We start from the raw sequence: 16,314 nt of genomic DNA, 5'->3' as shown, positions 1-16,314 counted from the left end.
GACGGCGGGGAGGCTGGCAGCGGAGCTCGAGCCAACACCTTTGGATTGATTGGAGAGACACATGGGACAGTACGCCGCGCCGCTGCGCGACATGCAATTCGTATTGCACGAGCTGCTGAACGTCGAAGCCGAGATCAAACAGATGCCCAGGCACGCTGATCTCGATGCCGACACGATCAACCAGGTGCTCGAGGAAGCCGGCAAGTTCTGCTCGGAAGTGCTGTTCCCGCTGAATCAGAGCGGCGACCAGGAAGGCTGCAAATACGAAGGCGATGGCGTCGTCACCACGCCGAAGGGCTTCAAGGAAGCCTACCGCCAGTACGTCGAGGCGGGCTGGCCCGCGCTCGGCTGCGATCCCGACTACGGTGGCCAGGGCCTGCCCGCGTTCGTCAACAACGCGCTGTACGAGATGCTGAACTCGGCGAACCAGGCATGGACGATGTACCCCGGTCTGTCGCACGGCGCGTATGAGTGCTTGCACGCGCACGGCACGCCGGACCTGCAGCAGGCGTATCTGCCGAAGCTCGTGTCGGGCGAATGGACGGGCACGATGTGCCTGACCGAGCCGCATTGCGGCACCGACCTCGGCATCCTGCGCACGAAGGCCGAGCCAAACAGCGACGGCTCGTACGCGATAAGCGGCACGAAGATCTTCATCTCCAGCGGCGAACACGATCTCGCCGACAACATCGTTCACCTCGTGCTCGCGCGCCTGCCGGACGCGCCGCAAGGCACAAAGGGCATTTCGCTGTTCGTCGTGCCCAAGTTCGTTCCCGACGCAAGCGGCAATCCGGGCGAGCGCAACGGCGTGAAGTGCGGCTCGATCGAACACAAGATGGGCATTCACGGCAACGCGACGTGCGTGATCAATCTCGACAACGCGAAGGGCTGGCTCGTCGGCGAGCCGAACAAGGGCCTCAACGCGATGTTCGTGATGATGAACGCGGCGCGTCTGGGTGTCGGCATGCAGGGCCTCGGTCTGACGGAAGTCGCGTATCAGAACTCGCTCGTCTATGCGAAAGAGCGTCTGCAGATGCGCTCGCTGACGGGCCCGAAGGCGCCCGAGAAGGCCGCCGACCCGATCATCGTGCATCCCGATGTGCGCCGCATGCTGCTCACACAGAAGGCATACGCGGAGGGCGCGCGCGCGTTCACGTACTGGTCGGCGCTGCAGATCGACAAGGAGCTGTCGCACGCCGATGAATCCGTGCGCAAGGAAGCCGCCGATCTCGTCGCGCTGCTCACGCCCGTCATCAAGGCATTTCTGACGGACAACGCGTTCGAAGGCACGAACATGGCGATGCAGATTTACGGCGGGCATGGCTTCATCGCCGAGTGGGGCATGGAGCAGTACGTGCGCGACGCGCGCATCAACATGATCTACGAAGGCACGAACTCGATTCAGTCGCTCGATCTGCTGGGCCGCAAGGTGCTCGGCGACATGGGCGCGAAGCTGAAGAAGTTCGGCAAGCTGGTAACGGATTTCGTCGAGGAAGAAGGCATCAAGCCGGAGATGCAGGAGTTCGTCAATCCGCTCGCGGACATCGGCGACAAGGTCCAGAAGCTGACGATGGAAATCGGCATGAAGGCCATGCAGAACCCGGACGAGGTCGGTGCGGCCGCCGTGCCGTATCTGCGCACCGTCGGCCATCTGGTGTTCTCGTACTTCTGGGCCCGCATGGCGCGCATCGCACTCGACAACGAGGCTTCCGGCGATCCGTTCTACAAGTCGAAGCTCGCCACCGCACGCTTCTACTTCGCGAAGCTGCTGCCCGAAACGGCCTCGACGATCCGCGCCGCGCGCGCCGGATCGAAGACGTTGATGGAAATCGACGAAGCGCTGTTCTAACGCCATCGAGGGCGGCGCATGTCAGCCATGCGCCGCCCGCCCACTCTCACACCCATGCCGCGCGCCGCTCGTCGAAGCCCGCGCGCGGTGACTCGCGACACCGCATAACGCCCCGGAGGAACGACGTGAGCAATCTGATCATTCGCAAGGTCGCCGTGCTCGGCGCCGGCGTGATGGGCGCGCAGATCGCTGCGCACCTGATCAACGCCAAGGTGCCCGTGCTGCTTTTTGATCTGCCGGCCAGGGAAGGCCCGAAGAACGGCATCGCGCTGAAGGCCATCGAAAACCTCAAGAAGCTGTCGCCCGCGCCGTTCGGCGTGAAGGACGACGCGCAATACATCCAGCCCGCCAATTACGACGACGACATCGAAAAGCTCGCCGAATGCGACGTGGTGATCGAAGCGATCGCCGAGCGCATGGACTGGAAGCACGACCTGTACAAGAAGGTCTCGCCGCACATCGGCGCGAACGCGATCTTCGCGACGAATACGTCGGGCCTGTCGATCACCGAACTGTCGAAGGGCTTTTCGGATGAACTGAAGTCGCGCTTCTGCGGCGTGCACTTCTTCAATCCGCCGCGCTACATGCACCTCGTCGAGCTGATTCCGACGGCAACGACGCGCCCGGAGATCCTCGATCAACTCGAAACATTCCTGACGAGCGTGGTCGGCAAGGGCGTCGTGCGTGCGAAGGACACGCCGAACTTCATCGCGAACCGCGTCGGCATTTTCTCGATCCTCGCGGTCATCAAGGAAGCCGAGAAGTTCGGTCTGCGCTTCGATGAAGTCGACAATCTGACGGGCAGCCGCCTCGGCCGCGCGAAATCGGCGACGTTCCGCACGGCGGACGTGGTCGGGCTCGACACGATGGCGCACGTCATCAAGACAATGCAGGACAACCTCGGGGACGATCCGTTCTTCCCCGTCTACGAAACGCCTGTCGTGCTTGCCGGACTCGTGCAGCAGGGCGCGCTCGGCCAGAAGACGGGCGCGGGTTTTTACAAGAAGGAAGGCAAGGCGATCAAGGTGCTCGATCCGAAGTCGGGCAGCTACGTCGACGGCGGCGCGAAGGCAGACGAACTCGTCGGCCGCATCCTGAAGCGCCCGCCCGCCGAGCGTCTGAAGCTGCTGCGCGAGTCGCAGCATCCGCAGGCGCAGTTCCTGTGGGCGATCTTCCGCGACGTGTTCCATTACATCGGCGTGCATCTCGAGTCGATCGCCGACAACGCGCGCGACGTCGATCTCGCAATCCGTTGGGGCTTCGGCTGGAACGAAGGTCCGTTCGAAGGCTGGCAGACGGCGGGCTGGAAGCAGATCGCCGGGTGGGTGCAGGACGACATTGCGTCGGGCAAGGCGCTGTCGGATGCGCCGCTGCCCGCGTGGGTGCTCGAAGGCGCCGTCGCGGAGAAGGGCGGTGTGCACACGAACGAAGGCTCGTGGTCGCCGGCTGACAAGCGCTTCGTGCCGCGCTCGTCGCTGTCCGTCTACGACCGTCAGGTGTTCCGCGCGCCGCTCGCGGGCGAGACGGGCGCCGATCCGAAGACGTACGGCAAGACCGTGTTCGAAACGGATGCGGTGCGCGCATGGGTCGATGACCGCGCGGGCGAGAACGATGTGTTGATTGTGTCGTTCAAGAGCAAGATGAACACGATCGGACCGTCGGTGATCGACGGTCTGACGCAGGCCATCGATATCGCAGAGAAGGACTACAAGGCCGTCGTGATCTGGCAGCCGACGTCGCTGAAACTCGGCGCGCCGGGCGGTCCGTTCTCGGCGGGCGCGAATCTCGAAGAGGCGATGCCCGCGTTCATGATGGGCGGCGCAAAGGGTATCGAGCCGTTCGTGAAGAAGTTCCAGCAGGGCATGCTGCGCGTGAAGTACGCGAACGTGCCCGTGGTCGCGGCCGTGTCGGGCATCGCGCTCGGCGGCGGTTGCGAGCTGCTGTTGCATAGCGCGAAGCGTGTCGCGCATATCGAGAGCTATATCGGTCTGGTCGAAGTGGGCGTCGGTCTGGTGCCCGCGGGCGGCGGCCTGAAGGAAGCCGCGCTGCGTGCCGCCGAAGCCGCGACGCAAGTCGGCGCAACCAGCGACCTGCTCAAGTTCCTGCAGAAGTCGTTCGAGAACGCGGCGATGGCGAAGGTCTCGGCGTCCGCACTCGATGCTCGGACGATGGGTTATCTGAAGCCGTCGGACACGATCGTTTTCAACGTCTTCGAACTGCTCGACACCGCGAAGAAGGACGCGCGCGCGTTGGCGGCGGCCGGTTATCGCGCGCCGCTGCGCGTGACGCAGGTGCCCGTCGCCGGACGCTCGGCGATTTCGACGATCAAGGCGTCGCTCGTCAACATGCGCGACGGCCGTTTCATCAGCGAGCACGACTACCTGATCGCGAGCCGGATCGCGGAAGCGGTGTGCGGCGGCGACGTCGAGGCGGGCAGTCTGGTCGATGAAGAATGGCTGCTGGCGCTGGAGCGTCGTGCGTTCGTCGAGTTGCTCGGCACGCAGAAGACGCAGGAACGGATCATGGGCATGCTGCAAACGGGTAAGCCGGTGCGCAACTGAGGGAGCCTCAAATGACAAAGCAATTGCAGGATGCATATATCGTTGCCGCGAGCCGCACGCCGATCGGCAAGGCGCCGCGCGGGATGTTCCGGAACACGCGCCCGGATGAACTGCTGGTACACGCGATCAAATCGGCTGTTGCGCAGGTGCCGGGTCTCGACACGTCGCTGATCGAGGACGCGATCATCGGCTGCGCGATTCCCGAAGCCGAGCAGGGTTTGAACGTGGCGCGAATGGGCGCGCTGCTCGCCGGTCTGCCGAGCACGGTCGGCGGCGTGACGGTGAACCGCTTCTGCGCATCGGGCGTGACGGCGCTTGCGATGGCGGCGGACCGCATTCGCGTCGGCGAATCGGACGTGATGATTGCGGGTGGCTGTGAATCGATGAGCATGGTGCCGATGATGGGCAACAAGCCGTCGCTGTCGCCGCATATCTTCGATCGCAACGAGGACGTGGGCATCGCCTACGGCATGGGCCTGACGGCAGAGAAGGTCGCCGAGCGCTGGAAGGTGAGCCGCGAGCAGCAGGACCAGTTCTCCGTCGAATCGCACCGCAAGGCGGTTGCCGCGCAACAGGCGGGCGAGTTTGCCGACGAGATCGCGCCGTACGCGATCACCGAGCGCTTCCCCGATCTGTCGACGGGCGAGGTGCGCGTGAAGACGCGCGAGGTGGCGCTGGACGAAGGTCCGCGTGCGGATACGTCGATGGAAGGGCTGGCGAAGCTGCGCACCGTGTTCGCGAACAAGGGTTCGGTGACGGCGGGCAACAGCTCGCAGACGTCGGATGGCGCGGGCGCGCTGATTGTCGTGTCGGAGAAGATTCTCAAGCAGTTCAATCTGACGCCGCTGGCGAGGTTTGTCAGCTTCGCTGTGCGTGGGGTTCCGCCGGAGATCATGGGCATTGGGCCGAAAGAGGCGATTCCTGCGGCGCTGAAGGCCGCGGGTTTGAAGCAGGACGATATCGACTGGATCGAGCTCAATGAGGCTTTTGCTGCGCAGGCTCTGGCTGTGATCGGGGATCTTGGGCTGGATCTTTCCAGGGTTAATCCGCTCGGCGGCGCCATCGCTCTTGGGCACCCGCTCGGGGCGACGGGTGCGATTCGTGCTGCTACGGTGGTTCATGGCTTGCGCCGCAGGAATTTGAAGTATGGGATGGTGACTATGTGTGTTGGCACGGGCATGGGTGCCGCTGGGATTATTGAGCGGCTTTGATTTTGGGGTTGTTGTTGTTGTTGTTGTTGTTGTTGCTTGCGGGCTGCTCGTGGGTGGTTCTTGGGCGTGAGCGTTGGCATCCGCGAATTCGTATCCGTGCTGCAAGCGTTGCCCCTGTGCGGGGCGGCACCTACTTTTCTTTGCAGCGGCAAAGAAAAGTAGGCAAAAGAAAGCCGCTCACCCCGCCAGTTCTAGTGGTTGCCTGCGGGCCCCCACGGGTCCCGCACTCCACGCGGCAACCCGCTGTCTCACGCAAGTTGCCAGCGTGCTAACCGCACGCCTCACCCGCTTCGCCTGCCCGCGTCACGCATGCGTTACCAGGAAGTCCCCGGCCGCCCAGGTGGCAAACGGTGTGTAGACCGTCGCGATGGAAGTGCACCACTCCGGACTGAAAAGCGGGTCGGTGTCGTAAAAGCGCCAACGCGTAAGGTGCGACTGCCTACACACAGTTTGCCACCTGGGCGGCGCAGGCGATTCGCTGCCACTGGCTGCGCTACGGGTGATTGGAGAGGGTGATGCGCCTGTTTGGCGCGCTGGCAACGAGCGACAAGTAGCGTGATGCCGTATGGAGTGCGGGACCCGTTGGGGGCCCGCAGGCAACCACAAGGATTGGCGGTGTGAGCGGCTTTCTTTTGCCTACTTTTCTTTGCCGCTGCAAAGAAAAGTAGGTGCCGCCCCGCACAGGGGCGACGCATGAAGTACCGATACGAATTCGCGGATGCCAGCGAAAGCAAAAGCAAACCGACATTGCGGATGGAACAACCGCACACAGGAGACACGCAGTGGAAATCGAACTAACCCGCACGCTCGACGTGCTAACCATCGCCTTCAACCGCGCCGAAAAGAAAAACGCGATTACGGCAGCGATGTATCAAACGATGGCCGACGCGCTGGTCGAAGCGCAGGCAAACCCACAAATCCGTGCGGTGCTGATCCGCGGAAGCGCGGGCATCTTCAGCGCCGGCAACGATCTTGAAGACTTCATGAAGCAGCCGCCCGTCGGCGAAAACGCGCCCGTGTTCCAGTTCCTGCGCGCGATCAGCTCGGCGGAAAAACCGCTGGTGGCGTCCGTGGCAGGCGCTGCCGTCGGTGTCGGCACGACGTTGCTCCTGCATTGCGATCTCGTCTACGCCGCCGACACAGCCACTTTCTCGTTGCCCTTCTCGCAACTCGGCCTGTGCCCGGAAGCCGCGTCGTCGCTGCTCCTGCAACGCGTGGCCGGCTATCAGGCGGCGGCCGAAAAGCTGATGCTCGGCGAACCCTTCGACGCAAAAGAAGCGCAGCGCATGGGCTTCGTGAACCGGCTGCTGCCCGCCGCCGAAGTCGATGCGTTCGCGCTCCAGCAGGCGCAGAAGCTGGCCGCGCTGCCCGCGTCGTCGCTGCGCGTCACCAAGCAGATGATGAAGCGCGCCGCGCAGCACGAAATCCAGACGCAAATGACGGAAGAGGCCGTGCACTTCGCGAAGATGCTGCTCGCGCCCGAAGCAAAGGAAGCGTTCAAGGCGTTCTTCGAGAAGCGCAAGCCAGACTTCCGTCAGTTCAGTTGAGCGGGCAGCCGCGCAGGGAAGGAGCAGACGTCACACGGTGTCGTAATCGACGAAACTCGACTCGCGGCAGAAGCTCACCAGCCGCACGCCCGCTTCGCGCGCAATCGTGATGGCCAGCGACGACGGTGCCGAGATTGTCGCGACCATCGGAATGTCGACGCGCGCCGCCTTGCGCACCAACTCGTAGCTCGCGCGGCTCGACAGAAACACGAAGCCTTCGCGCGTATCGACGCGGTCCAGCGACAGACGCCCAATCAGCTTGTCGAGCGCGTTGTGCCGCCCCACATCCTCGAACGCGTAACGGATCGCACCTGTCGCGTCGCACCACGCGGCCGCGTGCAGGCCGCCTGTCATCCTCGTGAGCGCCTGATGCGCGGGCAGTTCCTTCGCGGCGCGGGCGATCGCATCGGGCGCAAGGCGCTGCAAAAAGCCGGTATCGGGCACGCGCTCCGGCGTCAGATCGAGCAGATCGATGCTCTCGATCCCGCACACGCCGCAACCCGTGCGTCCCGACAACGCCCGGCGCTTCTCCTTCAGCGCGGCGAACGCCTGCTGCACGACGGTCAGTTGCACTTCCGCATGCGGCAGTTTGCCGTCGCGGAACTCGACCTCGATGTCCTGAATGTGCGCGCCGCGCTCGACGATCCCCTCCGAAATCGCAAAGCCGACCGCGAACTCTTCCAGATCGCGCGGTGTACACATCATCACCGCATGCGAAATGCCGTTGAAGACGAGCGCGACGGGCCATTCCTGGCCAACATGATCGGCGACGCTCTCGACCGCGCCGCCGCGGTGCCGGCGCACCGCTTGCTCGACGATGCCCGGCTGTTCGCCCGTATCCAGTTCGTTCACCTGCTGACTCCTGCGCTAGAGCAGCGACCCGGCAGCCCTAAGGCCGCCGCGCCGCGAATAAGGTTCTAAAATACCTCAGACCGGCTTAGCGCGTTGGCCGCCGAATAAGAGGAATCTGTCATGGGACTCAATGATGCGCCCCTGCTGTTCAACTTCGAGATTGAATCTTCGGAGAATCTGAAATTTATTCCGATGGTCGTCCGTTTCAATCTCGACCGCTTCGGGTTGCGGATTTCGCTCGAACAATGGCAGATGCTGCCGCACGAAGACCGCGCGCTGCTGGCGCGCTTTCCCGTCGAAGAGGACACGGCGATCGAGCCGAACTTCGACCACGCCCTGTTCGAGATGATGCGCACGCACGCGAACGTCGAGCCCGAATGGTTCACGCCCGAGGATAACCCGGCATGGCGCGACACTGCAGTCGTGCCGGAAACCGTGCTGAACCAGGCGCAGCTCGCCAATCTTGCGCCGCTGGGTGCCGCGCAATGGGCGCAGCTCGCGCCGTTTCAGCGTTACGTGCTCGCCAAACTATCGCGCAAGACCGCGAGCAACCATGATTTCGTGCCGGCAATGAAGGAATTCGGCCTCGCCGGTTGAATCCGGCGCAAGATTTTTTCAGTTTTTACCCTCAATCTCTTCCGAACGCTGCCGTTATCCAAAGGTTGGCGCGTAAAGCGCTGCGCCCGGCTACGCCCTGTTCTACCGCGTCGCCTGCGCTCCCCGCCTGCAGGATCGAACGACGTTCGGAACCTATGATCTCTTTTCTATCGAAGCGGCTGCTGATCAATCTGGCCGTCGTCGCGGCTGCGGTCGGCGCGAACGCGTTCGTCGCGTACACGCAGATTTGCGGACAGCGCGACGCCGATGCGCGCACCGTCCGTTCGACGGCCATCCGTCAGAACCTGGAAGCTTATCGCTCGACGCTCGAGGACGGCCTCGGCGTGCTCGGACGCTACGAGGCGTCGGCCGAGCCTGCCCCCGAGAAGGCGGCGGCGAACATGTCGGCGTCGCTCGCGCAGATCGACCGGGCGCTGCATGAGCAGCTCGCGGAACAGCCGGGCGTCGCCCGCGCGCTCGAAGGCCTCACGGTCAACGGCAAGCGCCTGCAGCAGGACATCGCGGTCGCGCTCGCGAAAACCACGGCGCCCGAGCAGGATGGCTCGCGCGCATGGGCCGCGCAGACCTACACGCGCCTCGGCATGGAAATCGACCGGCTCGAGGCGCACATGGATCAGCTGCGTTCGCAGGAAGACCGCGCGCTGAAGGCGGCGCTCGAGGCTTCGACGCGCGATTCCCGCTACGCAATGCTGTTTCTCGTCGTGACGATGCTCGCGGGCAGCGCGCTGCTCATCTACACGTTCGGCGCGCGCGAAAACGTCGCGCGGGAAAAGTTGCGCATCGCCCGCGCGCTGCACCGGAACGACGAGCGCTTTCGCGGGCTGTTCGAGCAGCATCCCGTGCCGATGTATATCTTCGACCGCGATACGCTGCGCTTTCTCGCCGTCAACGCGGCGGCCGTCCAGCAATACGGCTATTCGGAGAGCGAGTTTCTGGCCATGACGGTGCGCGCGATCCGCCCGCATTCCGAAGTCGCTCGGCTCGAGACCCATTTGCAGCGCAGCGATGTGACGCCGGGCGGCCCGCGCACGATGGCGGGCGTCTGGCATCACCGGCGCAAGGACGGTTCACAGATCAGCGCCGACATCTCGTATCACGCAATGACCTTCATGGGCCGGCCCTCGCTGTTCGTGCTCGCCGACGACGTCACCGAGCAGATCAACGCGGAAGCCGAAGCGCAGCGTTCGAACCAGATGCTGGAAACGGTGATCGACAACATTCCGCAGCGCATTTTCTGGAAGGACAAGGAGCTGCGCTATCTGGGCTGCAACATGGCGTTCGCGCGCGACGCGGGCCTCGCGTACCCGGAGCAGGTGATCGGCAAGCGCGATGAGGACATGCCGTGGCGCTCGTTCGCCGAAACGCTCGCGCGCCAGGACACGGACGTCATGGCGTCCGGCGTGCCGAAGATGAACTACGAGACCGACATCGTGATCGACGGCGTGCATCGAACGACGGTGACGAGCAAGCTGCCGTTCACCGATAGCGATGGCCGCGTGATCGGCGTGCTCGGCTCGTACACCGACATCACCGAGCGCAAGCGCGCGGACCTCGCGCTGCGTCTGCAAAGCCGCGCGCTGGATGCGAGCGTCAACGCGATCCTGATCACGGGGCCGTCGAAGGAAGGCAATCTGATCGAATACGTGAATCCGGCGTTCAAGCGCATCACCGGATACGACCCGCAGGAAGTGATCGGCCAGGATTGCCGCCTGCTGCAGCGCGACGACCGCGATCAGGAAGGCATTGCGGCGATCCGGCAGGCGCTCGCGGCGAACCGCGAAGTGAGCGCGGTGCTGCGCAATTACCGCAAGGACGGCGCGCTGTTCTGGAATCAGCTGTACATCGCGCCCGTGCCCGATGCCGATGGACAGACGACGCACCACATCGCCGTCATCAACGACGTGACCGCGCTGATCCGCTATCAGGAGCAGCTCGAATATCAGGCGAACTACGATAGCCTCACGCGCCTGCCGAACCGCAATCTGCTGCGCGACCGGCTGCAGCATGCGTTGATCGTCGCGCAGCGGCATCACAAGGGTGTGGCCGTCGTGTTCATCGATCTCGACGGCTTCAAGAACGTCAACGATAGCCTCGGCCACAGCGTCGGCGACCGGCTGTTGTCGGTGGTCGCCGACCGTCTCGCGCGTTGCGCCCGCGCAAGCGACACGGTCGCGCGTCATGGCGGCGACGAGTTCGTGATCGTGATGACGGATACCGTCGACGAGCAGTCGCTGATCGCGTGGATGGAACGCGTGCGCGCGTCGATTTCGGAGCCGGTGTGGCTCGACGGCACGGAGCTGTACGTGGGCTGCAGCATGGGCGCGAGCCTTTTCCCGCAGGACGGCGACGACGCCGAAACGCTGATGAAGAAGGCCGATCTTGCGATGTACCGCGCGAAGGATATGGGCCGCAATACGTTCCAGTTCTATCAGCCGGAGATGAACGTGTCGGCGGGCGCGCGCCTGAACCTCGAGCGGCGCCTGCGCCGCGCGCTGCGCGACAACGAGTTTCTGCTGCACTACCAGCCGCAGGTCGATATCGAAACGGGCCAGGTGGTCGGCATGGAAGCGCTCGTGCGCTGGCACGATCCTGAAGTCGGTTTGATTCCGCCGTCGCAATTCATTCCCGTCGCCGAGGAAAGCGGGCTGATCGGGCCGTTGTCGGAATGGGTGCTGCGCGAAGCGTGCCGCCAGAACAAGGCGTGGCAGGACGAAGGGCTGCCGCCTGCGCGCGTGTCGGTGAACCTGTCGGCACGGCAGTTCCAGCAGCGCGATATCGCGAAGCTCGTGATGCAGGTGCTCGAGGAAACCCGTCTCGATCCGCAGTATCTGGAGCTCGAACTGACCGAGAGCACCATCATGCGCAACGCCGAAGAAGCCGTGTCGATGCTCAACGAACTGCACGCGCTCGGCATCGGTCTCGCAATCGACGACTTCGGCACCGGCTACTCGAGCTTGAGCTATCTGAAGCGCTTCCCGGTGGACCGCTTGAAGATCGACAGATCGTTCGTGTCGGATATCGGCGAATCGTCGGACGACGAGACGATCACGTCCGCGATCATCGCGCTCGCGCACTCGCTGAATCTGCAGGTGATTGCGGAAGGCGTGGAGACGTCGACGCAGCTCGACTTCCTCAAGGAGCGCGCGTGCGACGAGATGCAGGGCTATTTCTTTGCGAAGCCGCTGCCGCACGATGCGATTCCCGGCATGCTGCAGCGGGGTGCCGAGAGCGCGGCGATCGCAACGGTCGACGCCTGACCGCGATGCGTGCCGCGCCAGCAATGGGCGCGGCGCGCGGTACTTACTCCAGCGGCGGCAATGCGCGCGGACGGCGGTCGCTGTCGGTGGCGACATAGGTGAGGGTCGCTTCCGTGACCTTCACCATTTCTTCCGCGAGGCTCATGCGCTGCGCGTAGACTTCGACGGCGACTGTCACCGATGTGTTGCCCGTCTTCACGATATCCGCGTAAAAGCTCAGCAGATCGCCGACGAACACCGGCTGCTTGAACACGAACGAATTGACTGCGATGGTCGCGACGCGGCCGTTCGCGCGGCGGCTTGCGGGGATCGAGCCGGCAATGTCGACCTGGGCCATGATCCAGCCGCCGAACACATCGCCATGAACGTTCGCATCCGACGGTTGCGGGACGACGCGCAGTGCGCACGATTTCTGCGGGAGTTGGAGAGTCTGGGTCATCGGGGCATCCATGGAATCAGTTGAGCCTGCAGCGAGCGCTCTACGACAACGCGATGACCGGGACGACTCGAACGGTCAGCGCGGCGAAAGCGGCGCAAGCCGGCTTCTGCGACAATATTGTTAGATCAGGAATTGTACGGGAAAGCGCACGCTCGAACTTATTGCGAGCGCATCGCGTCCGGCGCGTTCCAGGCTGCCATGGACGGCCGCTCCCGCGTGTCGAACGCGGTCGTCCGTCACATTCCCCACGAGTCGCGCGTCAAGCGTGCAGGTATTTCCACAATACAAATCATGCGTCGCTATTCCGCATCGTCCGAACCGTCGCCGATCTCGAATCAGCCGCGCAACGACTGGCAAACCATCGTTTCGCTGCTGCCTTATCTCGCGACGTACAAGTGGCGCGTCGTGTTCGCGCTCAGCAGCCTGATCGGCGCGAAGGTTGCCAATCTCGGCGTGCCTATCGTGATGAAGCACATCGTCGACGGGCTTGCTTCCGTGCAGCACCTGACGGCACTCGGACGCGCGACGGATTCGCCCGGCGTCGTACTGCTCGGCGGCATGGGGCTGCTGGTGGTCGCATACGCCGTGGTGCGTCTGTCGACGTCGCTCTTCACCGAGCTGCGCGAAATTCTCTTCTCGAAGGTCACGGAAAGCGCGGTGCGTCAGCTCGCGCTGAAAGTGTTCCGGCATCTGCATTCGCTGTCGCTGCGTTTTCATCTGGAACGGCAGACGGGCGGCATGTCGCGCGATATCGAGCGCGGCACGCGCGGCATCACGCAGCTGATCTCCTATTCGCTGTACAGCATTTTGCCGACGCTCGTCGAATTCGGACTGGTGCTCGGCTTTTTCATCGTCAAATACGAGGCGTATTACGCGATCGTCACGGCGATCGCGCTGGTCGCGTACATCACGTACACGGTGAAGGTAACGGAGTGGCGCACGCATTTTCGCCGCACGATGAACGAGCTCGATTCGAAGGCGAACTCGCGCGCGATCGATTCGCTGCTGAACTACGAGACGGTCAAGTACTTCAACAACGAAGAGTGGGAAGCGCAGCGGTACGACGAGAACCTGAAGCGTTATCGGGCGGCGGCGATCAAGTCGCAGAATTCGCTGTCGGCGCTGAATTTCGGGCAACAGGCGATCATCGGCATCGGGCTCGTGTTCATCCTGTGGCGCGCGACGCAGGGCGTGATGGCGGGGCGGCTCACGCTCGGCGATCTCGTGCTGATCAACACGTTCATGTTGCAGCTATACATTCCGCTGAATTTTCTGGGCGTCGTGTATCGCGAGCTGAAGCAGAGTCTCACCGACATGGACCGCATGTTCACGCTGCTCGGCGCCGCGCGCGAAGTGCCCGACGCGCCCGATGCGGCGCCGCTCGTCGTGCAGGGCGCGCAGGTCAGCTTCGACCATGTGAGCTTCGCGTATGAGCCGTCGCGTCCGATTCTGCACGACGTGAGCTTCACGATTGCCGCGGGCACGACGACGGCAGTAGTCGGCCACAGCGGCTCCGGCAAATCGACACTCGCGCGCCTGCTGTTTCGCTTCTACGATCTCGATCGCGCGACGGGCGGCGCGATACGTATCGACGGGCAGGATATTCGCGACGTTACGCAGGATTCGCTGCGCGCGTCGATCGGCATCGTGCCGCAGGACACGGTGCTCTTCAACGACACGATCTACTACAACATCGCGTATGGGCTTCCGACAGCGACGCGCGAAGAAGTGATCGCGGCGGCGCGCGCGGCGCATATTCACGAGTTCATCGAGAGCTTGCCGAAGGGCTATGAAACGCCTGTCGGCGAGCGCGGGTTGAAGCTGTCGGGCGGCGAGAAGCAGCGCGTCGCGATTGCGCGGACCTTGCTGAAGAATCCGCCTGTGCTGCTGTTCGACGAAGCGACGTCGGCGCTTGATTCGCGTTCCGAGCGCGCGATCCAGCACGAGTTGGATCAGATCGCGCGAGAGCGGACGACGTTGATCATTGCGCATCGGCTGTCGACGGTTGTGCATGCCCAGCAGATCATCGTCATGGATAAGGGGCGCATCGTTGAGCGTGGGACTTTTGCTGCTCTCTTACAGGACGGTGGGCTTTTTGCACAGATGTGGGCCTTGCAGCAGGAGAGGGCTGGGGCTGCGCATGCTGGTGAGGTTGAGTAGGTTTGGTTTGTTTTGTTTTGGTTTGTTGCTGGCATCCGCGTTTTCGCATCGGTGCTTCAGGCGTTGCCCCTGTGCGGGGCGGCACTTACTTTCTTTGCCGCCGCAAAGAAAGTAAGCAAAGAAAGCGGGCTAACCCCGCCAATCCTTGTGTCTGCCTGCGGGCCCCCCACGGGTCCCGCACTCCAGACGACAACGCACTATTCCCTGTGCGTTGCCAGCGTGCTAACCGCATGCCTCACCCACTTCACATTCCAACATCACGAATCGCGTTACCAAACATCAACCGCCGCCCAGGTGGCAAACGGTGTGTAGGCAGTCGCGACGAAAGTGCACCACTCCGGACTGAAAAGCGGGATCGGTGTCGTAGGAGCGCCAACGCGTAAGGTGCGACAAGCTACACACAGTTTGCCACCTGGGCGGCGCAGACGGTTCGCTGCCGCTGGCTGCGCTACGGGTGACTGGAGTGGGTGATGCGTTTGTTCAATGCGCTGGCAACACGCTTGGAAAAGTGCGATGCCGTCTGGAGTGCGGGACCCGTTGAGGGCCCGCAGGCAATGACCAGTACTGGCGGTGTTAGCCCGCTTTCTTTGCTTAGGAATCTCTGCAAAAGTCCTGGCGTTGACGTGAGGTTGGACTATCCTGGGATCAGGAGAATTCATGGAGTGGCGTGATGACACAACTTGGTCTTGGTCTGGATCTGTCGACGAAGCGCACCCGTAAGCGCGAGTTTCTCGATGAGATGACGCGCGTGGTGCCGTGGCAGAAGCTGATTGCGCTCATCGAACCGCACTATCCGAAAGGCAAGACTGGCCGCCCGCCGTTTCCGATCCAGACGATGCTTCGCATTCACTTTCTGCAGCAATGGTTCAGTCTCTCGGACCCGGCGATGGAGGAGGCGCTGCACGACATCCCGCTGTACCGGGAGTTCGCGCTGCTGGGCACGGGTATGACGCGGCTGCCTGACGAGAGCACGATCCTGCGATTCCGGCACCTGCTTGAGGCCCATGAGCTGTCGGCCAGAATGCTGGCGACGGTCAACGAGATCCTGCAGGCGAAGGGCCTGATGCTCAAGGTGGGCTCGGCGGTCGACGCAACGCTGATTTCGGCACCCAGTTCGACGAAGAAGGCTGGCACGCGAGACCCCGAGATGAGCCAGACGCAAAAGGGCGGCAGCTGGTACTTCGGTATGAAGGCGCACATCGGAGTCGATGTGGAGTCGGGGCTGGTGCATACCGTGAAGTGCACGCCGGCGAATGTTCACGACGTCACGGTGGCGCATGAACTGTTGCACGGCGACGAGCAGGTTGCGTTTGCCGATGCGGGCTACGTGGGCATCGAGAAGCGAGGCGAAACGGGGGCGGTCCAGTGGCACGTGGCGATGAGGCCGAGCAAGCGAAGAAAGCTGGACAAAAGCAAGCGGCTGGACAGAATCTACGAGAAAGTCGAGCGGCTCAAGGCGGGCGTGCGGGCGAAGGTTGAGCACCCGTTTCGGGTGCTCAAATGTCAGTTCGGCTATCTGAAGGCGCGGTATCGGGGACTGGCGAAAAACACGGCGCAGATCGAAACGCAGTTCGCGCTGATCAATCTCTGGCTGGCTCGCGGGGTGCTCGGTAAAGCGAAATGAAGGGCGAAGACGCCCCCCAAAGGCGCAGCGTCCATGCGCAAGATGCGACCGGCATCGGTTCAACACAGCGTGAATGAGGACGCGAATTCCACTGCGCGCGTGCCAGTTAGAGATCCCAGGCAGAAAACGGGTTGTTCAGACCTTCCCTTACTTTCTTTGCGGCGGCAAAGAAAGTAAGTGCCGCCCCGCACAGGGG

10 protein-coding genes are annotated in these 16,314 nt (G+C 63.2%); 8 read left to right on the top strand and 2 right to left on the bottom strand.

What is annotated here, in order from left to right:
- The first annotated feature begins 61 nt into the window (after positions 1-61).
- From FRZ40_RS09065 to FRZ40_RS09050, 4 genes are all read left to right on the top strand, one after another.
- Positions 62-1,849, top strand: a complete 1,788-nt coding sequence (locus FRZ40_RS09065; RefSeq protein WP_147233920.1) for an acyl-CoA dehydrogenase C-terminal domain-containing protein — start codon at positions 62-64, stop codon at positions 1,847-1,849.
- Positions 1,850-1,974: 125 nt separating this feature from the next.
- Positions 1,975-4,410, top strand: a complete 2,436-nt coding sequence (locus FRZ40_RS09060) for a 3-hydroxyacyl-CoA dehydrogenase/enoyl-CoA hydratase family protein (protein WP_147233919.1) — start codon at positions 1,975-1,977, stop codon at positions 4,408-4,410.
- 11 nt (positions 4,411-4,421) lie between these two features.
- Entirely contained in the window at positions 4,422-5,621 is a 1,200-nt protein-coding gene (locus FRZ40_RS09055) for an acetyl-CoA C-acyltransferase (protein WP_147233918.1), read from the top strand.
- A gap of 782 nt (positions 5,622-6,403) precedes the next feature.
- Positions 6,404-7,168 carry an enoyl-CoA hydratase gene (locus tag FRZ40_RS09050; RefSeq protein ID WP_028364953.1) on the top strand — a complete coding sequence of 255 codons (765 nt, stop codon included), beginning with the start codon at positions 6,404-6,406 and terminating at the stop codon, positions 7,166-7,168.
- 30 nt (positions 7,169-7,198) lie between these two features.
- Here FRZ40_RS09050 and fdhD read toward each other — a convergent pair whose 3' ends face one another.
- On the bottom strand, positions 7,199-8,020 hold the full coding sequence (fdhD, locus tag FRZ40_RS09045; RefSeq protein ID WP_147233917.1) for a formate dehydrogenase accessory sulfurtransferase FdhD: 822 nt from the start codon (positions 8,018-8,020) through the stop codon (positions 7,199-7,201).
- Between the two features lie 120 nt (positions 8,021-8,140).
- Between fdhD and FRZ40_RS09040 the strand changes: the two genes are divergently transcribed.
- Both FRZ40_RS09040 and FRZ40_RS09035 read left to right on the top strand, forming a co-directional pair.
- Positions 8,141-8,617, top strand: coding sequence for a nitrate reductase associated protein (locus FRZ40_RS09040; RefSeq protein ID WP_147233916.1), 477 nt, complete (start codon positions 8,141-8,143; stop codon positions 8,615-8,617).
- A gap of 155 nt (positions 8,618-8,772) precedes the next feature.
- Entirely contained in the window at positions 8,773-11,895 is a 3,123-nt protein-coding gene (locus tag FRZ40_RS09035; protein WP_147233915.1) for a sensor domain-containing protein, read from the top strand.
- Between the two features lie 43 nt (positions 11,896-11,938).
- On the opposite strand, the gene FRZ40_RS09030 is transcribed toward FRZ40_RS09035, so the two are convergent.
- Positions 11,939-12,334, bottom strand: coding sequence for an acyl-CoA thioesterase (locus tag FRZ40_RS09030; protein WP_035541312.1), 396 nt, complete (start codon positions 12,332-12,334; stop codon positions 11,939-11,941).
- A 291-nt stretch (positions 12,335-12,625) separates the two neighbouring features.
- Between FRZ40_RS09030 and FRZ40_RS09025 the strand changes: the two genes are divergently transcribed.
- Entirely contained in the window at positions 12,626-14,494 is a 1,869-nt protein-coding gene (locus FRZ40_RS09025; RefSeq protein WP_147233914.1) for an ABCB family ABC transporter ATP-binding protein/permease, read from the top strand.
- A 670-nt stretch (positions 14,495-15,164) separates the two neighbouring features.
- Positions 15,165-16,118 (top strand): IS5 family transposase, encoded by a 954-nt coding sequence (locus FRZ40_RS09020; protein WP_147233913.1) that lies wholly within the window; start codon positions 15,165-15,167, stop codon positions 16,116-16,118.
- The last annotated feature ends 196 nt before the right edge of the window (positions 16,119-16,314 follow it).

Origin of the sequence: Paraburkholderia azotifigens (assembly GCF_007995085.1) — a bacterium.
Lineage (GTDB): Bacteria > Pseudomonadota > Gammaproteobacteria > Burkholderiales > Burkholderiaceae > Paraburkholderia > Paraburkholderia azotifigens.
This window is presented reverse-complemented; position numbering and strand designations above follow the sequence as displayed.